This is a genomic window from Arthrobacter sp. SO5, from assembly GCF_020532805.1.
GTDB lineage: Bacteria > Actinomycetota > Actinomycetes > Actinomycetales > Micrococcaceae > Arthrobacter.
The window spans coordinates 23,361-37,429 of record NZ_MQTQ01000078.1; the positions used below are offsets into that span (position 1 = coordinate 23,361).

Sequence of the window (14,069 nt, forward strand, 5' to 3'; positions counted from 1 at the left end):
GCCTCTGGCCTGCTGTCGTTTCCGGAAACCGGAGCACTCAGGCTGGTGCGGGTTCAGGCACCAGGACGGCGGCCCGTTCCTTCTTCGATTTGGCGAAGCGGAGATAGAGCGACGGAACAATGAACAGGTTGAGCAGGGTTGAGGTGAGAAGGCCGCCCAGGATCACGACGGCCATGGGGTGTTCGATTTCATGGCCCGGCACAGTGCCCATGACCACCAGTGGCACCAGGGCCAGTCCCGTGGCCAGCGTGGTCATGAGGATCGGCGAGAGCCGTTCCCCGGCGCCGCGCATGACGAGGGCCCGGCCGAACGTCTGGCCCTCATTCTTTTCCAGGTGCTGCCAGTGGTTGATAAGCAGGATGCCGTTGCGGGCCGCGATCCCCATGACCGTGAGGAACCCGACCACCGACCCCAGGGACAGGACCCCGCCGGAAATGTAGGCGGCAATGACCCCGCCGACCAGGGCGATCGGCAGCGTCAACAGCGACAGCACTGCCAGCCGCCAGCTTCGGAACGAGGTCTGCAGCAGCAGCAGGATCAGGGCCAGGGCAGCGACCGCGAAGATCATGAGGCGGTTCGTCGCCGCCTCGCGCTCGGTGTACTCGCCCAGCAGCTGGACGCTGTAGCCGGGCGGCAGCTCCAGGGCGTCCAGCCTGGTCTGCAATTGACCGACCACGACACCCAGATCCGCGCCCTTGTCCAGGAACGATCCGACATCAACCCGGCGGGACCCGTTGGTGCGGTCGATCTGGTTCGGCGTCGCCTGCAGCTTGACCGCCGCGACGTCGGCCAGCCTGACCCGCTGCCCGCTGGGGGTATCGATCGGCAGATCCTCGATGCTGGTGAGGCTGGAGCGGGTCGCCGGCGTGCTCCAGACTTGGACGTCATAGGCGCGCCCGTCCCGGAAGACGTCTCCGACCTCTTCCCCGGCCACCAGCGTCCCGGCTGCCCGTCGCACGTCGCCGGGTTTGAGCCCGAACTTCTGTGCGTTGGCCAGATCAACCGTGACGGTAATCTGCGGCACCTCGACCTCGAGGGACACATGGGCGTCATCTGTGCCCTGGATGTCGTCGACGATTGTCTTGACCCTTTGCGCCTGTTCCCGCAACACGTTGAGATCATCACCGAAGACACGGACCACGATGGGTTCGCTGGATCCTGTGAGGACCTCCTCGATCCGCTCCTTCAAATAGGTCTGGACGTCGCGGTGAAGACCCGGGTAGCCTTCCACCACTGCCTGGACGGCGGCCAGCGTCTGGTCATAGTCCGCATGGCGGTCGATGCTGATCCAGTGTTCGCCTGCGTTGACGCCCACGATCTCGTCTGCGGCGAACGCCTGGCCGATGTGTGTGCCGCAGTTCAGGACGCCGGGCACTTTGAGGAACTCCTCACATCCGCGCTGGGAGATCCGGTACTCCTCCGCCGCCGAGGTTCCCGGCTGCGAGATCCAGTGCATCAGGAAGTCACGTTCCTTGAACGTGGGGAAAAGTGACGAGCCCATCAGGGGGGTGATCGCCAGGCCCACCGCAGCGAGGACGGCGAAGCCGGCATAGCCGAAGCGGGGACGGTTCATGATCCGGGACAGCACGGCGTGGTAGCCGCGCTTGAGCACCCGGACCAGCGGCGGGTCCCGTTCCTCCAGTTTTGCGTTGCCCAGCAGGATGAGTGCCAGGGCCGGCGTCACCGTCAGGGCCACCAGCATGGAGGCGAGGACTGCAAGGGTGTAGGTGATGGCCAGCGGCCGGAAGAAGACGCCGGTCAGCCCGTCCAGGAAAAAGATCGGCACGGCGGCCACCACAATGATCAGGGTCGCGTACACGATCGGGCTTCGCATCTCGAGCGAGGCCCTCAGGACTACCGACGCCGCCGATTCGTCGCTGCCCCGGGCGCGGTGCTGCCGCAGCCGGCGCATGATGTTTTCGACGTCGATGATCGCGTCGTCCACCACCACTCCCACGGCGATGACCAACCCCGCAAGGACCATCGTGTTGATCGAACTGGCCGTGAAATAGAGGACCAGTGCTGCCGTGAGCAGGGAGAGCGGAATGGCAATCAGGCTGATCAGGGCCGTGCGCCATTGGAACAGGAAGGCGCCGAGGATCAGGACGACGAGCAGGCAGCCCAGCAGCAGGGCGATGCTGAGGTTGGAGATGGACTCCTCGACAAAGCTCGCCGGGCGGAAGATGGTGGTGTCAAAGCTGATCCCGCTCATCCCCGGCTGGAGCTCGTGCAGGGCTTCCTCAACGCCCTTTGTGACATCCAGGGTGTTTCCCCAGGGCAGCTTCTCAACGATCAGCATGAGCCCGTGCCCGCTGTTGATGACGGCATCACCAATGAGCGGCTGGTGGTCCTCGACCACCTTGGCGACGTCGCCCAGGTGCAGCGCCACGCCGTTCTGTTCGCGGATGGTGACCTGGGCCAGGTCAGCCGGCGTCTGGATCGGCTGGACATGCCGGACACCCATTCTCTGGGTCGGGCTGTCGATGAAGCCACCCGTGCCGATAAACCTTCCCGGTGAGTACTTCAGCAGCCCGGCGTCGAGGGCGCCCGCGGTGACCTCCATCACCTGGTTGAGCGACACGTTCTGGGCCTTGAGCTTGTCCGGTTCCACCTGGACCTGCAGCATCTGGAGCCGTTCGCCCCAGATTGCGACGTTGGCCACGCCCGGGACGCGGAGCAACCGTGCCCGGATTGTCCAATAGGACAGCATCGACATCTCGATCAGGGACCGGTCCGGCGAGGTCATTCCGATCTTCATGACCCGGCTCGTCGCGGACAGCGGCTGCAGCATCATCGGCGGGGCCGCCCACGTGGGCAGCGCAGCAGTCACGGCCGCCATCCGCTCCGACACGAGTTGGCGGGCGTTGAGCAGTTCGGTGCCCGGATGGAATATCAGCACGATCGAGGACAGCTGCGGCACGGACTTCGACCGCAGCTCGTCCAGGCCCGGCATCCCGCCCACCGCCGCCTCGATCGGGACGCTGACCAGCTGTTCGACTTCCTCGGCGGTCAGACCCAGGCAGGCGGTTTGGATTTCCACGCGGGGAGGCGCGAATTCGGGGAAGACGTCCACGGACGCGGCGCCAAGCTGCAGTGAACCGAGCACCATGACCGCGCACGCGAGGGCGACGACGATGGTTCTGAACCTCAGGCTGATGCCTATGAGCCAGCGCATGTCAGTGCGCCGTATCGAATTCGGCGCCGTACAGTTCCTCGGCCCCCGTGGTGACCACAGCAGTGCCGGCTGCCGGGCCGTCACTCAGAAGCGCGACGCTGCCGTTGATCCGCTCGACGGTGATGGCCTGGCGGACGTAGACCCGGGGCTCGGGGTTCGTGTAGACCCAGGTCTGGCCCGCGCTGTCGTAGAGGATGGCCCAGTAGGAGACGCTCAGCTTCTGGGTCTGCGGATCCACGGAGGTCACCTCGGTTTTGAGGTCCACCCGCTCGACGGCGTGCTCCGTCAGGGTGATGCGGTGGAGATCCGTTCCCGGAACCTCCGCGAGGACGGCGGGATCGCCGTTGGCCGGTGCCGGCTCCTCGATCGTGGCGCAGCCTGCGGCACTCAGTGCCAGGAAGGCGGCAGTGATCAGGGCGGCGAACTTGCGGCCCAGTGGCGAAGCTATCGTGTTCATGACGCATCCTGACTTTCGGGCCGTGCGAGGGGGCCGTTGTCGGTCCGGGGGGTCAATGCTTCCTTCGGCTGGAACCGAAGCAGCACGGCGGGCATAACGAACAGCATGAAGAGGGTCGTGGTTAGCAGCCCGCCCCAGATGATCACGGCGAGCGGCAGGATGATCTCCGTGCCGATCACGCCGCCGAGGAAGACCAGCGGCAGCAGGATCACCGCGGTCATCACGGCGGTCATCAGGGTGGGTCCCATCCGTTGCCGCGCGCCGCGGAACACCAGATCGGGCCACGAGGCCGTGCTGTCCTCGGCCCGGAGGCCACGCACGAGTCCCAGCAGCAGGAGGGCGCCTCGGGCGGCGATGCCCAGGATGGCTGCGAAGGCGACCAGCGAAACCAGCGAATTGACGGAGCCTGCGGCCTGGGCGGCCAGGACCCCGCCGGACAGTGACAGGATCAGGCCGAGGAAGATCATGCCGGCAAGCTTCCAGCCACCGGCCGCCGTCTGCAGCAACACCATGATGCCGGCAACTGAGATCGCGGCCAGGATCCACAGCCACTGGTAGTTGCCCTGCTGCTGCGCATACTGGGTCAGGACCTCGGCGTGGTAGGCGAGCGGGAACTGCATCTGCTGGAGACTCTTGTTGATGTCCTGCTGCACGTCGCTGACGGAGCGGCCTTGAATGTCTGCTTTCACGTCGATGCGCCGTGAGGTGTCATCGTGCAGGATGACGGCTTCGTTTCCAACCATCGCGACCTGTGCGACGTCGCCGAGGCGGGCGTGCCCTCCGCTGGGAGTGTCGATGATCAGGTCGCGGACGCTGTCGAGGCTGTTCCGGGTTGACGCCGCTCCCTTGACGATGACCGAGAAGACCTTCTGCTGCTCGTAGAGGTTGCCAACTTCGATGCCCTGCAGGAGTGCCGCGGCCGCGCGTCGGACGTCGCCGGGAACGATGCCGGCCTTTTGCGCCGCGGCGAGGTCCACCTTGACCTCTGCAATCGGCTGTTCCACGGGGGCGTCAACATGCGGATTCACGACGCCGGCCGTGTGCTCCAGGATCTGTTGCACCTCCGCTGCCTTCTGCCGGAGGATGGCCGTGTCGAGACCATAGACCCGGACCCCGAACCCGCTGTCTCCTGCCTCGCGGATCTGGTCGATGCGCTCCTGCGGGTAGGTGGACACTTTGCTGGTCAGGCCGGGATACCCGGCGACCACCTGCTGGATGGCGGCTGCGGTGTCAGCGTAGGGCGCGTCCGGGGCCACGGTGATCCACAGCTCACCCGAACTGACGTCGCCGACCTGGTCCGAGGTGATCGCGCGACCAACGTGTCCGCCAACGTTGGCGACACCCTGGAGGGCGCGAAGCTCAAGGGCGGCGGCTTCGGTGATCCGGCTCATTTCCTTGTCCGAAGTGCCGGCCATCGCGCTCCAGTGCACTACGAGGGTCTTGTCCGCCAGGACGGGGACCACGGGATGGCTGCCGGCCAGCTGGGGTGCCAGGGCCAGGCCGGCCAGCGCCACGACCGCGGCGGCGGCGAAGACCCAGCGGGTCTTGGCCGTCACGCGGGACACGAGGCTGCCGTAACGGCGCTCAACCCGATTCAGCGCGCGGCGTTTCCGGGGCGGGGCGGAGCCCACCGGCAGGTAGTATGCCAGCGCCGTCGTGACTGTCAGTGCCACGATCATGGCGGCAACCAGGGTCAGCAGGTAGGTCTCCACGAGGGGCCCGAACAACGCCCCGTTCTCGCCCGCCACGAAGAACGCCGGCAGGATGGCCAGCGCCATGATCATCAGCGAGTAGAGCATCGGCGTACGGGCTGAGCGCATGGCCTCCGGAATCAGGGCCTCCCTCCATTGCTTGTCCCGCGGGGTGTTGCCGTCGGGCGCGGCGGCGGTCCGGCTGGACCGGGAGAGGCTGTTGAGGTCTTCGGCGACATCTCCCACGATGACGGCCAGGGCCAGGACCATACCGGCCAGGACCATGGTGTTCATTCCGGCTCCGCGCACGTAGAGAAGCAGCGCTGCGGCGCCGAGCGACACCGGAATAGTGATGAGGCTGATGAGTGCCGTGCGCCACGAGCGGAAAAACGCACCGAACATGGTCACAATCAGCACCAGGGTGATCAGCAGCGCGATGCCGAGCGTGCCGACTTCCTCCTGGATGAAGGACGCCTGCCGGTAAACGGCGGTGTCGATCTTGACCCCCGGCAAACCGGGCTGGAGGGAGCGGAGTGCCTCGTCGACGCCCTTGGTCACATCCATCGTGTTCGTCTCGGGAAACTTCTCGATGACCAGAAGCAGCTCGGCTTCCTTGCTGAGCAGGGCATCGCCAATCAGCGGCTGGTGGTCCGTCTGCACCGTGGCAACGTCCTTCAGGAGGAGGTTTCCGTTAGGCCCCTCGATGGGAATCTGGCCCAGGTCCTCGGGGGTTGCGATCGGCAGCACGTGCTGGACGCCGATCCGCTGGTGCCCCGTCTCGAAGAAGCCGCCGGTTCCCGGGGTGGAGGCCTCGAGGTAGCTCAGGGGTGATACCCAGACGGAGTTGCCGGTGGTCTTGATGACCTCATCCAGCGTCACGCCTTTGGCTGCCAGCTGGCCCGGATCAACCATGACCTGCAGCTGTTGGTCGCGCTGGCCCCAGATGGCAACGTTGGCGACGCCGGGCACGGAGAGCAGCCCGGGTTTCATGGTCCAGCGGGCCAGCACTGACATGTCAATGGCCGACATATCGGTGGAGGTCAGCCGGATCATCATGACGCGGCTGGTCGAGGAGAGCGGCTGCATGAGGACGGGGGCTGCGGAAACGTTCGGCAGCGCGCGTGCCTGGGTCAGCCGTTCTGAGACCAACTGGCGCGCGCGGAACAGGTCCGTTCCAGGCTTGAAGACCATCTGGATCGAGGACAGGCCCGGCACCGACTTGGAGCGGATTGCCTCGACCCAGGCCACGCCGTTGAGCAGGTCGGCCTCCATCGGTGAGGTGATCAGCTGTTCGACTTCCGCTGCCGACAGGCCCAGGGCTTCGGTCTGAATCTCCACCTGGGGCGGCGCGAATTCAGGGAAGGCGTCCACTGCCATGTTGGGCAGGCTGGTGAGTCCAAAGGCTAGGATTCCCGCGGCCACGGCCAGCACCAGCAGCCGGAACTGGAGAACCAGGCGCAGGGCCGCGGCCATCATGGCCGGTACCCCGCGGATTCCGGACTTCCTGCCGGGAGAAAGCCGCAGTTGTGCTGGCGTCGGTGCCGTTGGGAACCAGGGACGCCGGCTTTTCTCACGGACGTGGAAGCTGGGGGAAAAGTAGTTCGGCTGGGGCCTACATCGGATTTAGCGTCCGGAAAATGCCCGCAAAAAGCCCCTGAAATTGTGTTGCTGTCCACGGCAGTGCTCCTCTATGCCATAGCGGCCCCCAAGCCGTCAAGGGCAATAATGATCTTCGCGTAGTACCGAGTCAATGGCCCGCCGGAGGGGCTAATATTGGGGTCATTCCGGAGAAGCTAGATACGCGCAAAAATCCGCAAGTTCGCCTAGTTATCAGTTGGGTTAGGATCGCTCTATGACCTCGCACAGGCACGCCGGGGCCGGTTACTGGTACGGGCCCGATGAGCGGCTCGACCCGTCCGGGGCCGTCCTGGGCGCACTGCGCGCGTTCCGGATCGCGGAACTCGCCACCCGCCGGTCCGCGAGCGATTCCATGGGGATGGGGGAGACGGATCTCCTGGCCCTCCGCTACCTCCTGCGGGCCCAGGCCGACGGGGAACAGGTGGGCCCCAAGGACCTGAGCCAGGTCCTGAGCATCACCAGTGCCTCCACCACTTCCCTGATCGACCGCCTCGTGGCCAGCGGAAACGCGCGCCGGGAGCCCCACCCCACCGACAGGCGCTCCCTCGTGATCGTCCCGACCGTGGCATCGGATGCTGAGGTCCGTACTGCCTTCGGCGGAATGCACCACCGGATGATGGCGGTTGTGGAGTCGCTGAGCGCGGAGGAGGCGCACACCGTTATCACCTTCCTCCGCGGGATGGCCGGGGCCCTGGCGGAGCCGCTGCAGCCCTGACGGCTGGTTGTTCCTCCGCGGGCGCCGCCGCCTCCCTACCCAGCGGATTTCCGCGGATAACTCGTTAGCCCGGCTACCAATAAGTCGTTCTGCTGTTTATGTCAGAAATTTCTCTGCCCCGCCCACCATGGCCCGGTTGCGTCCCGCAGCTTTCGCCTCGTAGAGCGCGCTGTCGGCCTCGCGGATGAGGCGCTGCAGGCCAACATTTGTCATTTGCGTATCGACGACGCCGAAGCTGGCCGTGGGCGCCGGGATGCCGTACGGCAGCGAACTGTGTTCGGCCAGGGCGGCGTTGATCCGGTCAGCGATCCGGACGCCTTCGTCGGCATCGACGCCGGTAAGAAGCATGGCGAATTCCTCACCGCCGTACCGGCCCACCAGGTCCGCGGTCCGAATGGTGGTGCGGCAGGCGTCGCTGAACGCACGGATGACGCGGTCCCCGGCGTCGTGACCGAAGCGGTCATTGATGGCCTTGAAGCGGTCCAGGTCCGCCATGACGACGGCTGAGCAGATGCCGGCGTCGAGGTTGGCCCTGAGCCGCTGCTGCGCCCGCCGCATGAACTCGCCGCGGTTGAGCAGCCCCGTCAGGGTGTCGCGGGATGCGAGCTCCTGAAGATCCTCGGTGCGGCGGGTGTTGTTCAACGCCGTGATGCTGGAGGACACCACCACCAGCAGGATCATCGCCATGAGCAAAGTAATCCCGGTGCCGAACAGGAGCTGGAACAGCGGGTCGTCCGGCCCGAGGACTGCCAGGCCGGCCATCCGGCTGAGGTAGTAGACGCCGCACACCGCAGTGGCTACTGCAAGCGAACGGACCAGATGCCAGGACCGGCCGCGTTCACGCCACAATTCCGCCGAGGCCAGCGAAATCGCCGAACCCATGAAGGCCAGCAGGACGATGCTGCCGATCCCGGCGTCCCCCCACGAGCGGGCGGCGAAGGCCGCCACGACGGCGGCGCCCGCGGGGAGAGCCAGAAGCCCCCTCCGCACCCGGCGGCCGGCCAGGGAGCGGGCCCCCGCCCAGACGCAGCCGGAACCGAGCACCATCACGCCGTTACCCACGCTGGGTGCCCAGGGCACGACCGCGACTTCCCCCAGAATGTACAAAACAGCGCCGAAGAAGAAGGAACCGACGGCCACGCACCACCAGCCGGCGAATGATGCCCGGCTGGTCCGGTAGGTATCGAAGTAGAAGAGCACCAGCATGGTCAGAGTGATCGCGGCGAAGACCACCATGAGCGTTGACCGGTCGAGAAGCACCATGTGTGAAAAATTCCAAGCTGCCGGAGGTGTCCTCCAGCGGATCTGCGGCGTAGTTCCCCGCCGGATCAGGCCCGGCCGGATCCAGTCTCCCAGAACTCCGTTGCCGTTTCGGCAGCGACACAGCCGCCGCGCGCATGCTTGATCCCGCCGGCCGTGTCCGCCATCAGGCTGGCGCTACGGATTCGAAGGCCAGGGTGCCGTCCTGCCGGTTCGGTAGCATGGGGACCTCCAGGCCGGCGGCGGAAAGAGGTGGGATCACATGCAGACTCTTCCGGCATCCCGGGCGGCGGTCATTTCCAGGCTCCGCGCTGCAGGCTGCGTCTTCGCCGAAGAGGAGTGCGGGCTCTTGGCCGAAGCCGCCGGGACGCAGGAGGAATTGGACGTCCTCGTGGAGCGACGCGTTTCCGGACTCCCCCTCGAGCACATCCTGGGCTGGGCGGCGTTTTGCGGACTGCGGATCGCGCTGGATCCCGGCGTCTTCGTGCCCCGCCGGCGCACAGAGTTCCTCGTCCGCCAAGCAGCACTGCTCGTGCAGCCGTCCGGCCAAGCGGACGACGCCGGCCGCAAAGCTGCCGTCGTCGTCGACCTGTGCTGCGGATCCGGTGCAGTGGGTGTGGCCATCGCCGCCCTCGCCGGTCGTCTGGAACTGCATGCCTCCGACGTGGACAAGGCCGCAGTCACCTGTGCTCGCCGGAATGTCCTGCCCCTCGGCGGGGCGGTCCATGAGGGGGACCTGTACGAGGCGTTGCCGGAGCGGCTGCGCGGGCGGATCGATGTGCTGGCCGTGAACGCGCCCTATGTGCCCTCGGCCGGGATCCGGAACATGCCGCAGGAAGCCCGCCTGCACGAGCCGCGGGTTTCGCTCGACGGAGGTGCCGACGGGCTGGATGTCCAGCGGCGGGTGGCCGCCGCGGCGCCGCAATGGCTGGCACCGGGCGGCCACGTGCTGATGGAGACGAGCCGGCAGCAGGCGGCGCAGACCGTCGGGCTGTTCACCGTCAATGGACTCACCGCTCGGGTGGCCCGCTCTGAAGAGCTGGACGCCACGGTGGTCATCGGAACAGCCGTCCCGGGAGCAGCGGCGGCCGGAAGAGCCGCCGCAGGCAGCCCGGCGTAACTAGGCGACTTTGTCCGGATCGACGTTGGTGGCGGCTCCGGCGGGCGTTGCCCCGCCTTCACCGGACCAGTCCTGGCCGGTTTCGTCACTCAGTGCCGGGTCGGACGCGACGTCGGCGGCTACGGGTGTGGCGCGCGCTTTGCCGTTGTCGGCTTTTCCCTCATCCGGGTTGTCGCGGCGGACGGCGGAACCGATGATGGTTCCGGCGCGGCGAGCGGCCTCGGTGAGCTGGCCGGACACCTCGGGGGCCTTGTCCTTGACCGCCTCAGTTGCCGCCGCCACCTGGTCCTGGACCGGTTTGCTTTCCCAGAGGGCCGCCGCGCGGGACTTGAGTTTTTCATAGGCTGCCCGGCCGGACCGCGACCCGAGGACGTAGCCGGCGGCCATGCCGGCGCCGAAAAGTAGTTTGGCTTTCATGCGTACTCCTGCTCATTGATGGTGCGTTGCGTCGATGCAACGCAAAAAGGTGGTGAGCCAAAAAACCGGCCCTGGGATAAATCCCAGGGCCGGTTTCCGGTCTCGCGCCAGCTTTAGCGGACGGAGCGCTTGCTGATCATGCCGTAAACCAGCAGGACGATGACCGCACCGCCGATGGCGAGCAGCCAGGTCGACAGCGAGAAGAACTCGTTGAGACCCACACCGAACAGCGCGCTGCCGATGAAGCCGCCCAGCAGGGCGCCAACAACGCCGAGGATCAGCGTGATGATGATGCCACCACCCTGACGGCCCGGGAGGATTGCCTTAGCAATGGCTCCGGCGATAAGACCCAGAAGCAGAAATCCGAGAAAACCCATTTTGTTGTTCCTTCTTCTTTCATTGAGGAGACACCCGGGTTGCCGGGTGCGCTTCATCCTTCTGGACTTATACTAATCATGCTTAGTATTGAAGTGCCACTCCGGCTGCTTCAAGTTTACGCGCCAGGGCCTTCTGGCAGGCCTTTCGACCGCGTCTTTCCGGGGTTTTCCGGCAGCAATTGGTGGCGGGAATTCAAATACTGTTCGCGGGCTGTTCGCGTTGTGCGCACGCGACCGGACACTCGCTGAAGACATTCCGGACATCGGCTTGGACCGATCTAGCTGCCGTGCTCCCGGGGCCGTTCAGGGTGACGCTCACCAGGCGTAGTCTTCCGGCGCGGTCCGGTGGCCCGGGAAGATGTCGTCGAGGCGCTTGAGCGCATCGCCGGCCAGCGTCACGTCGAGTGCGCGGAGGGCGGCATCAAGCTGCGCCTGGGTGCGCGGCCCCACGATCGGCGCGGTCACGGCCGGCTGGTGCAGCAGCCAGGCCAGGGCGACGTCCCCTGGTTCGTGGCCAAGTTCGCCGGCAAAGACCTCGTACTGCCGGATCTGGTGCTCGTGGGTCTTGAGGGTCTCAAGCGCGCGGCCCTCGGCGCGGCGGCCGCCGTCGTGCTCCTTCTTCAGCACCCCGCCCAGGAGGCCGCCGTGCAGCGGGGACCAGGGCAGAATGCCCAGCCCGTACTCCTGCGCGGCCGGAAGGACCTCGAGCTCCACATTTCGCGTCAGCAGGTTGTAGATGGATTGTTCGCTGACCAGACCGTTCGTATGGCGGCGGGCAGCTGCCTCCTGGGCCCGTGCGATGTGCCAGCCGGCGAAGTTGCTGCTGCCCGAGTACAGGATCTTGCCCTGCTGGACGGCGACGTCGATTGCCTGCCAGATCTCCTCCCACGGCGTGTTGCGGTCCACATGGTGGAATTGGTAAAGATCGATGTAATCCGTCTGCAGCCGTTTGAGGCTCGCGTCGAGGGCTCGCCGGATGTTTAAAGCAGAGAGTCTGGACTCGTTGGGCCGGTCGGTCATGGTGCCGTACAACTTGGTGGCGAGCACCGTGCGTTCCCGGCGTCCGCCGCCAGTGGCGAACCATCGGCCGAGGATTTCTTCCGTCCAGCCCCGGTGGCCGGTTCCGCCGTAGACGTTGGCTGTGTCGAAGAAGTTGATGCCGGACTCGAGGGCCGAATCCATGATCGAGTGGGCGGCCGCCTCGTCGGTCTGCGGGCCGAAGTTCATCGTGCCCAGGCAGAGGCGGGAGACTTTCAGGCCGGAGCGGCCCAGTTGGGTGTACTGCATGCCGGTGGTCCTGGCGCCGTCAGCGCTCGAGGCGGAACCCGAGCTTGATGGTCACCTGCCAGTCGGCGACTTCCCCGTTTTCAAGATGGCCGCGGACCTCCTTAACCTCAAACCAGTCGAGGTTCCGGAGGGTCTTGGCCGCCTCGGCGATGCCGTTGCGGATGGCCGCGTCAATGCCGTCTTTCGAGGTTCCGACAATTTCAGAAATGCTGTACGTGTGATTGGACATCATCGCTCCTGGTGATCGTCATTGATGCCCGGCTGCGGGCCGTCCCTGCAGATTAGCCGACAGATTGCGGTTGGACTAGGGTCCGCCGGGAGCCGTTAGGGTGCCGACGACAAGGTGCCGAGCACGGGTCCCGGCTGGGGCCGCTTGGCTGTGCGCGGCACGCCGTCCTCCCGCGGCCTGACCCGGCTCACCATCCATGGCACCAGATAATTCGTGAACCAGGCCAGGTCCCCGGCCTTGCTCTCGCGCCAGCTGCCCGAAAGCGGTGGCTTGGGCTGCAGGGGAAGCAGGGTGTGGTCGACGTTGAGCGTCTCCAGAACCATCGCCGCGATGGTGTGGTGTCCCATGGGCGAGAAGTGCAGACGGTCCGGAGCCCACATCTGCGGGTCCGTCAGTTGCCGCAGGGTCCATAAATCGGCGATCAGGCCGTTGTGGCGCGCGGCGATGGTGCGGATGTTCTCGTTGAAGACGGCCACTTTGCCGCGGATACGGCCAAACACCGGTGTGTCGCCCCAGTCCGGGCCGGTGAACAGCACGACCGTGGCTCCGGTGGCACTGAGCATGCCGACCGCGGTGTCGAGGATGACCGCGAGTCGGTCAGGATCGCTCCGGTGGAAGACCAGATCGTTTCCGCCGGCGGAGAGGGTTACCAGATCGGGCTTGAGCTCGATGGCGGGTCCCAGTTGCTGGTCCAGGATCTGGCGCATCACGAGTCCGCTGACGGCGAGGTTGGCGTAGGCGAAGTCCGGCTGTCCCTCGCTGAGCTCTTCGGCAATGCGGTCCGCCCAGCCCCTGACCCCGCCGGGACTGCGTGGTTCGGGGTCGCCGATGCCGGCGGTGAAGGAATCTCCCAGGGCCACGTAGCGGCTCCACTGAATTGGCCCTGACGTTCCTGCGCTCCGGGTCCCCGCGGCGGTGCCCGGGGCGCCGGTTCGGCCGGCGCCGGTTCGGCCGGCGCCAGGATCGAAGAAACTGGCGGCGTTCACCTCCCCAGCATGACGCCGATCGGCATCCAGGCGCTAGGTCCATGGGCCCCTAGTGCGCAGTTTCCCAAGGATTTCCTAAGGTCCGGCTCCTAAGAGGCCTGCATACCCTTTGGCGGACGCGGTATACGCTGGGGGGTATACGATTTGGCAATCTTGTTGACCTCCGGAGGTACCTATGGAACTCGATCCCACAGACATGAAGCCCGTCATCAACCGGCTTCGCCGGGCCCAGGGCCAACTAGCCGCCGTCACCCGGATGATCGAAGAGGGCAGGGACTGCAAGAGCGTGGTGACGCAGCTCGCTGCCGTGTCCAGTGCCCTGGACAAGGCCGGATTCTCGATCATTGCCACGGGCCTGCAGCAGTGTATGCAGCAGGATGACCCCAGCCTCGACCGTGCCGAACTGGAGAAGCTCTTCCTCTCGCTCGCCTGAGAACGGGCGCCCGGGCCGGCGGCACTGGATGTTGGCCCATGCAAGGCCGACAATGATGGCAAGGACAGGGCCGGCAGCGCGGAAGCGTTGGACCTCACCAACTCAGGCCGGCCCGTCCGCAGCTTACTCATAGGGGGCGTTATGGTTCCTGAGCAGCGGGGAGACGGCGGTCCGGCGCCTAAGCCGGAACGCGACCTGGCGGTGGATGGGCTGCCGCGGAGATTTCGGACAGTGGGCCCTCTTAAAATGAGGGTCTACCGAAAGTAGAGATCAGCATGACCGCA

General features: G+C 66.0%; 12 protein-coding genes. 3 read left to right on the forward strand and 9 right to left on the reverse strand.

The window, feature by feature from the left end:
- Window positions 1-37: 37 nt before the first annotated feature.
- From BJG92_RS15040 to BJG92_RS15050, 3 genes are read right to left on the reverse strand one after another with little or no spacing between them, the layout of a single operon-like run.
- Window positions 38-3,175: an efflux RND transporter permease subunit gene (locus tag BJG92_RS15040; protein WP_232084805.1), complete on the reverse strand. Its 3,138-nt coding sequence runs from the start codon at window positions 3,173-3,175 to the stop codon at window positions 38-40.
- A 1-nt stretch (window position 3,176) separates the two neighbouring features.
- Window positions 3,177-3,632, reverse strand: a complete 456-nt coding sequence (locus BJG92_RS15045; protein ID WP_232084806.1) for a hypothetical protein — start codon at window positions 3,630-3,632, stop codon at window positions 3,177-3,179.
- The gene (locus BJG92_RS15050; RefSeq protein ID WP_232084807.1) at window positions 3,629-6,799 is read right to left on the reverse strand and encodes an efflux RND transporter permease subunit; all 3,171 of its coding nucleotides are present in this window, start codon (window positions 6,797-6,799) and stop codon (window positions 3,629-3,631) included. The genes BJG92_RS15045 and BJG92_RS15050 overlap by 4 nt, the downstream gene beginning before the upstream one ends.
- Window positions 6,800-7,175: 376 nt before the next feature.
- On the opposite strand from BJG92_RS15050, the gene BJG92_RS15055 reads away from it, so the two are divergent.
- On the forward strand, window positions 7,176-7,676 hold the full coding sequence (locus BJG92_RS15055; RefSeq protein WP_232084808.1) for a MarR family winged helix-turn-helix transcriptional regulator: 501 nt from the start codon (window positions 7,176-7,178) through the stop codon (window positions 7,674-7,676).
- Between the two features lie 96 nt (window positions 7,677-7,772).
- On the opposite strand, the gene BJG92_RS15060 is transcribed toward BJG92_RS15055, so the two are convergent.
- The gene (locus tag BJG92_RS15060; protein WP_232084809.1) at window positions 7,773-8,939 is read right to left on the reverse strand and encodes a GGDEF domain-containing protein; all 1,167 of its coding nucleotides are present in this window, start codon (window positions 8,937-8,939) and stop codon (window positions 7,773-7,775) included.
- A gap of 259 nt (window positions 8,940-9,198) precedes the next feature.
- Here BJG92_RS15060 and BJG92_RS15065 point away from each other — a divergent pair, with 259 nt between their 5' ends.
- A complete protein-coding gene (locus BJG92_RS15065; RefSeq protein ID WP_232084810.1) occupies window positions 9,199-10,056 on the forward strand; it encodes a putative protein N(5)-glutamine methyltransferase in 858 nt (285 codons plus the stop codon).
- Here the strand turns inward: BJG92_RS15065 and BJG92_RS15070 are convergent, their stop codons facing one another.
- The 5 genes from BJG92_RS15070 to BJG92_RS15090 all read right to left on the reverse strand — a co-directional run bounded on the left by BJG92_RS15070 (window position 10,057) and on the right by BJG92_RS15090 (window position 13,352).
- Complete coding sequence (locus BJG92_RS15070; RefSeq protein ID WP_232084811.1) at window positions 10,057-10,473, reverse strand: hypothetical protein; 417 nt, start codon at window positions 10,471-10,473, stop codon at window positions 10,057-10,059.
- A gap of 113 nt (window positions 10,474-10,586) precedes the next feature.
- The gene (locus BJG92_RS15075) at window positions 10,587-10,850 is read right to left on the reverse strand and encodes a GlsB/YeaQ/YmgE family stress response membrane protein (RefSeq protein ID WP_232084812.1); all 264 of its coding nucleotides are present in this window, start codon (window positions 10,848-10,850) and stop codon (window positions 10,587-10,589) included.
- Window positions 10,851-11,165: 315 nt separating this feature from the next.
- The gene (locus BJG92_RS15080) at window positions 11,166-12,137 is read right to left on the reverse strand and encodes an aldo/keto reductase (protein WP_232084813.1); all 972 of its coding nucleotides are present in this window, start codon (window positions 12,135-12,137) and stop codon (window positions 11,166-11,168) included.
- A gap of 19 nt (window positions 12,138-12,156) precedes the next feature.
- Window positions 12,157-12,366 (reverse strand): dodecin, encoded by a 210-nt coding sequence (locus tag BJG92_RS15085; protein WP_232084814.1) that lies wholly within the window; start codon window positions 12,364-12,366, stop codon window positions 12,157-12,159.
- Window positions 12,367-12,461: 95 nt separating this feature from the next.
- The gene (locus tag BJG92_RS15090; RefSeq protein ID WP_374199808.1) at window positions 12,462-13,352 is read right to left on the reverse strand and encodes an SGNH/GDSL hydrolase family protein; all 891 of its coding nucleotides are present in this window, start codon (window positions 13,350-13,352) and stop codon (window positions 12,462-12,464) included.
- 175 nt (window positions 13,353-13,527) lie between these two features.
- Here BJG92_RS15090 and BJG92_RS15095 point away from each other — a divergent pair, with 175 nt between their 5' ends.
- The gene (locus BJG92_RS15095; protein ID WP_232084815.1) at window positions 13,528-13,785 is read left to right on the forward strand and encodes a metal-sensitive transcriptional regulator; all 258 of its coding nucleotides are present in this window, start codon (window positions 13,528-13,530) and stop codon (window positions 13,783-13,785) included.
- The last annotated feature ends 284 nt before the right edge of the window (window positions 13,786-14,069 follow it).

What these genes read in the sequence shown, in the direction of transcription:
- BJG92_RS15095 (WP_232084815.1), top strand. Translation starts at nt 13,528, where the DNA reads ATGGAACTCGATCCCACAGACATGAAGCCCGTCATCAACCGGCTTCGC.
- BJG92_RS15050 (WP_232084807.1), bottom strand. Translation starts at nt 6,799, where the DNA reads ATGATGGCCGCGGCCCTGCGCCTGGTTCTCCAGTTCCGGCTGCTGGTG.
- BJG92_RS15055 (WP_232084808.1), top strand. Translation starts at nt 7,176, where the DNA reads ATGACCTCGCACAGGCACGCCGGGGCCGGTTACTGGTACGGGCCCGAT.
- BJG92_RS15080 (WP_232084813.1), bottom strand. Translation starts at nt 12,137, where the DNA reads ATGCAGTACACCCAACTGGGCCGCTCCGGCCTGAAAGTCTCCCGCCTC.
- BJG92_RS15085 (WP_232084814.1), bottom strand. Translation starts at nt 12,366, where the DNA reads ATGTCCAATCACACGTACAGCATTTCTGAAATTGTCGGAACCTCGAAA.
- BJG92_RS15065 (WP_232084810.1), top strand. Translation starts at nt 9,199, where the DNA reads ATGCAGACTCTTCCGGCATCCCGGGCGGCGGTCATTTCCAGGCTCCGC.
- BJG92_RS15045 (WP_232084806.1), bottom strand. Translation starts at nt 3,632, where the DNA reads ATGAACACGATAGCTTCGCCACTGGGCCGCAAGTTCGCCGCCCTGATC.
- BJG92_RS15060 (WP_232084809.1), bottom strand. Translation starts at nt 8,939, where the DNA reads ATGGTGCTTCTCGACCGGTCAACGCTCATGGTGGTCTTCGCCGCGATC.
- BJG92_RS15075 (WP_232084812.1), bottom strand. Translation starts at nt 10,850, where the DNA reads ATGGGTTTTCTCGGATTTCTGCTTCTGGGTCTTATCGCCGGAGCCATT.
- BJG92_RS15040 (WP_232084805.1), bottom strand. Translation starts at nt 3,175, where the DNA reads ATGCGCTGGCTCATAGGCATCAGCCTGAGGTTCAGAACCATCGTCGTC.
- BJG92_RS15070 (WP_232084811.1), bottom strand. Translation starts at nt 10,473, where the DNA reads ATGAAAGCCAAACTACTTTTCGGCGCCGGCATGGCCGCCGGCTACGTC.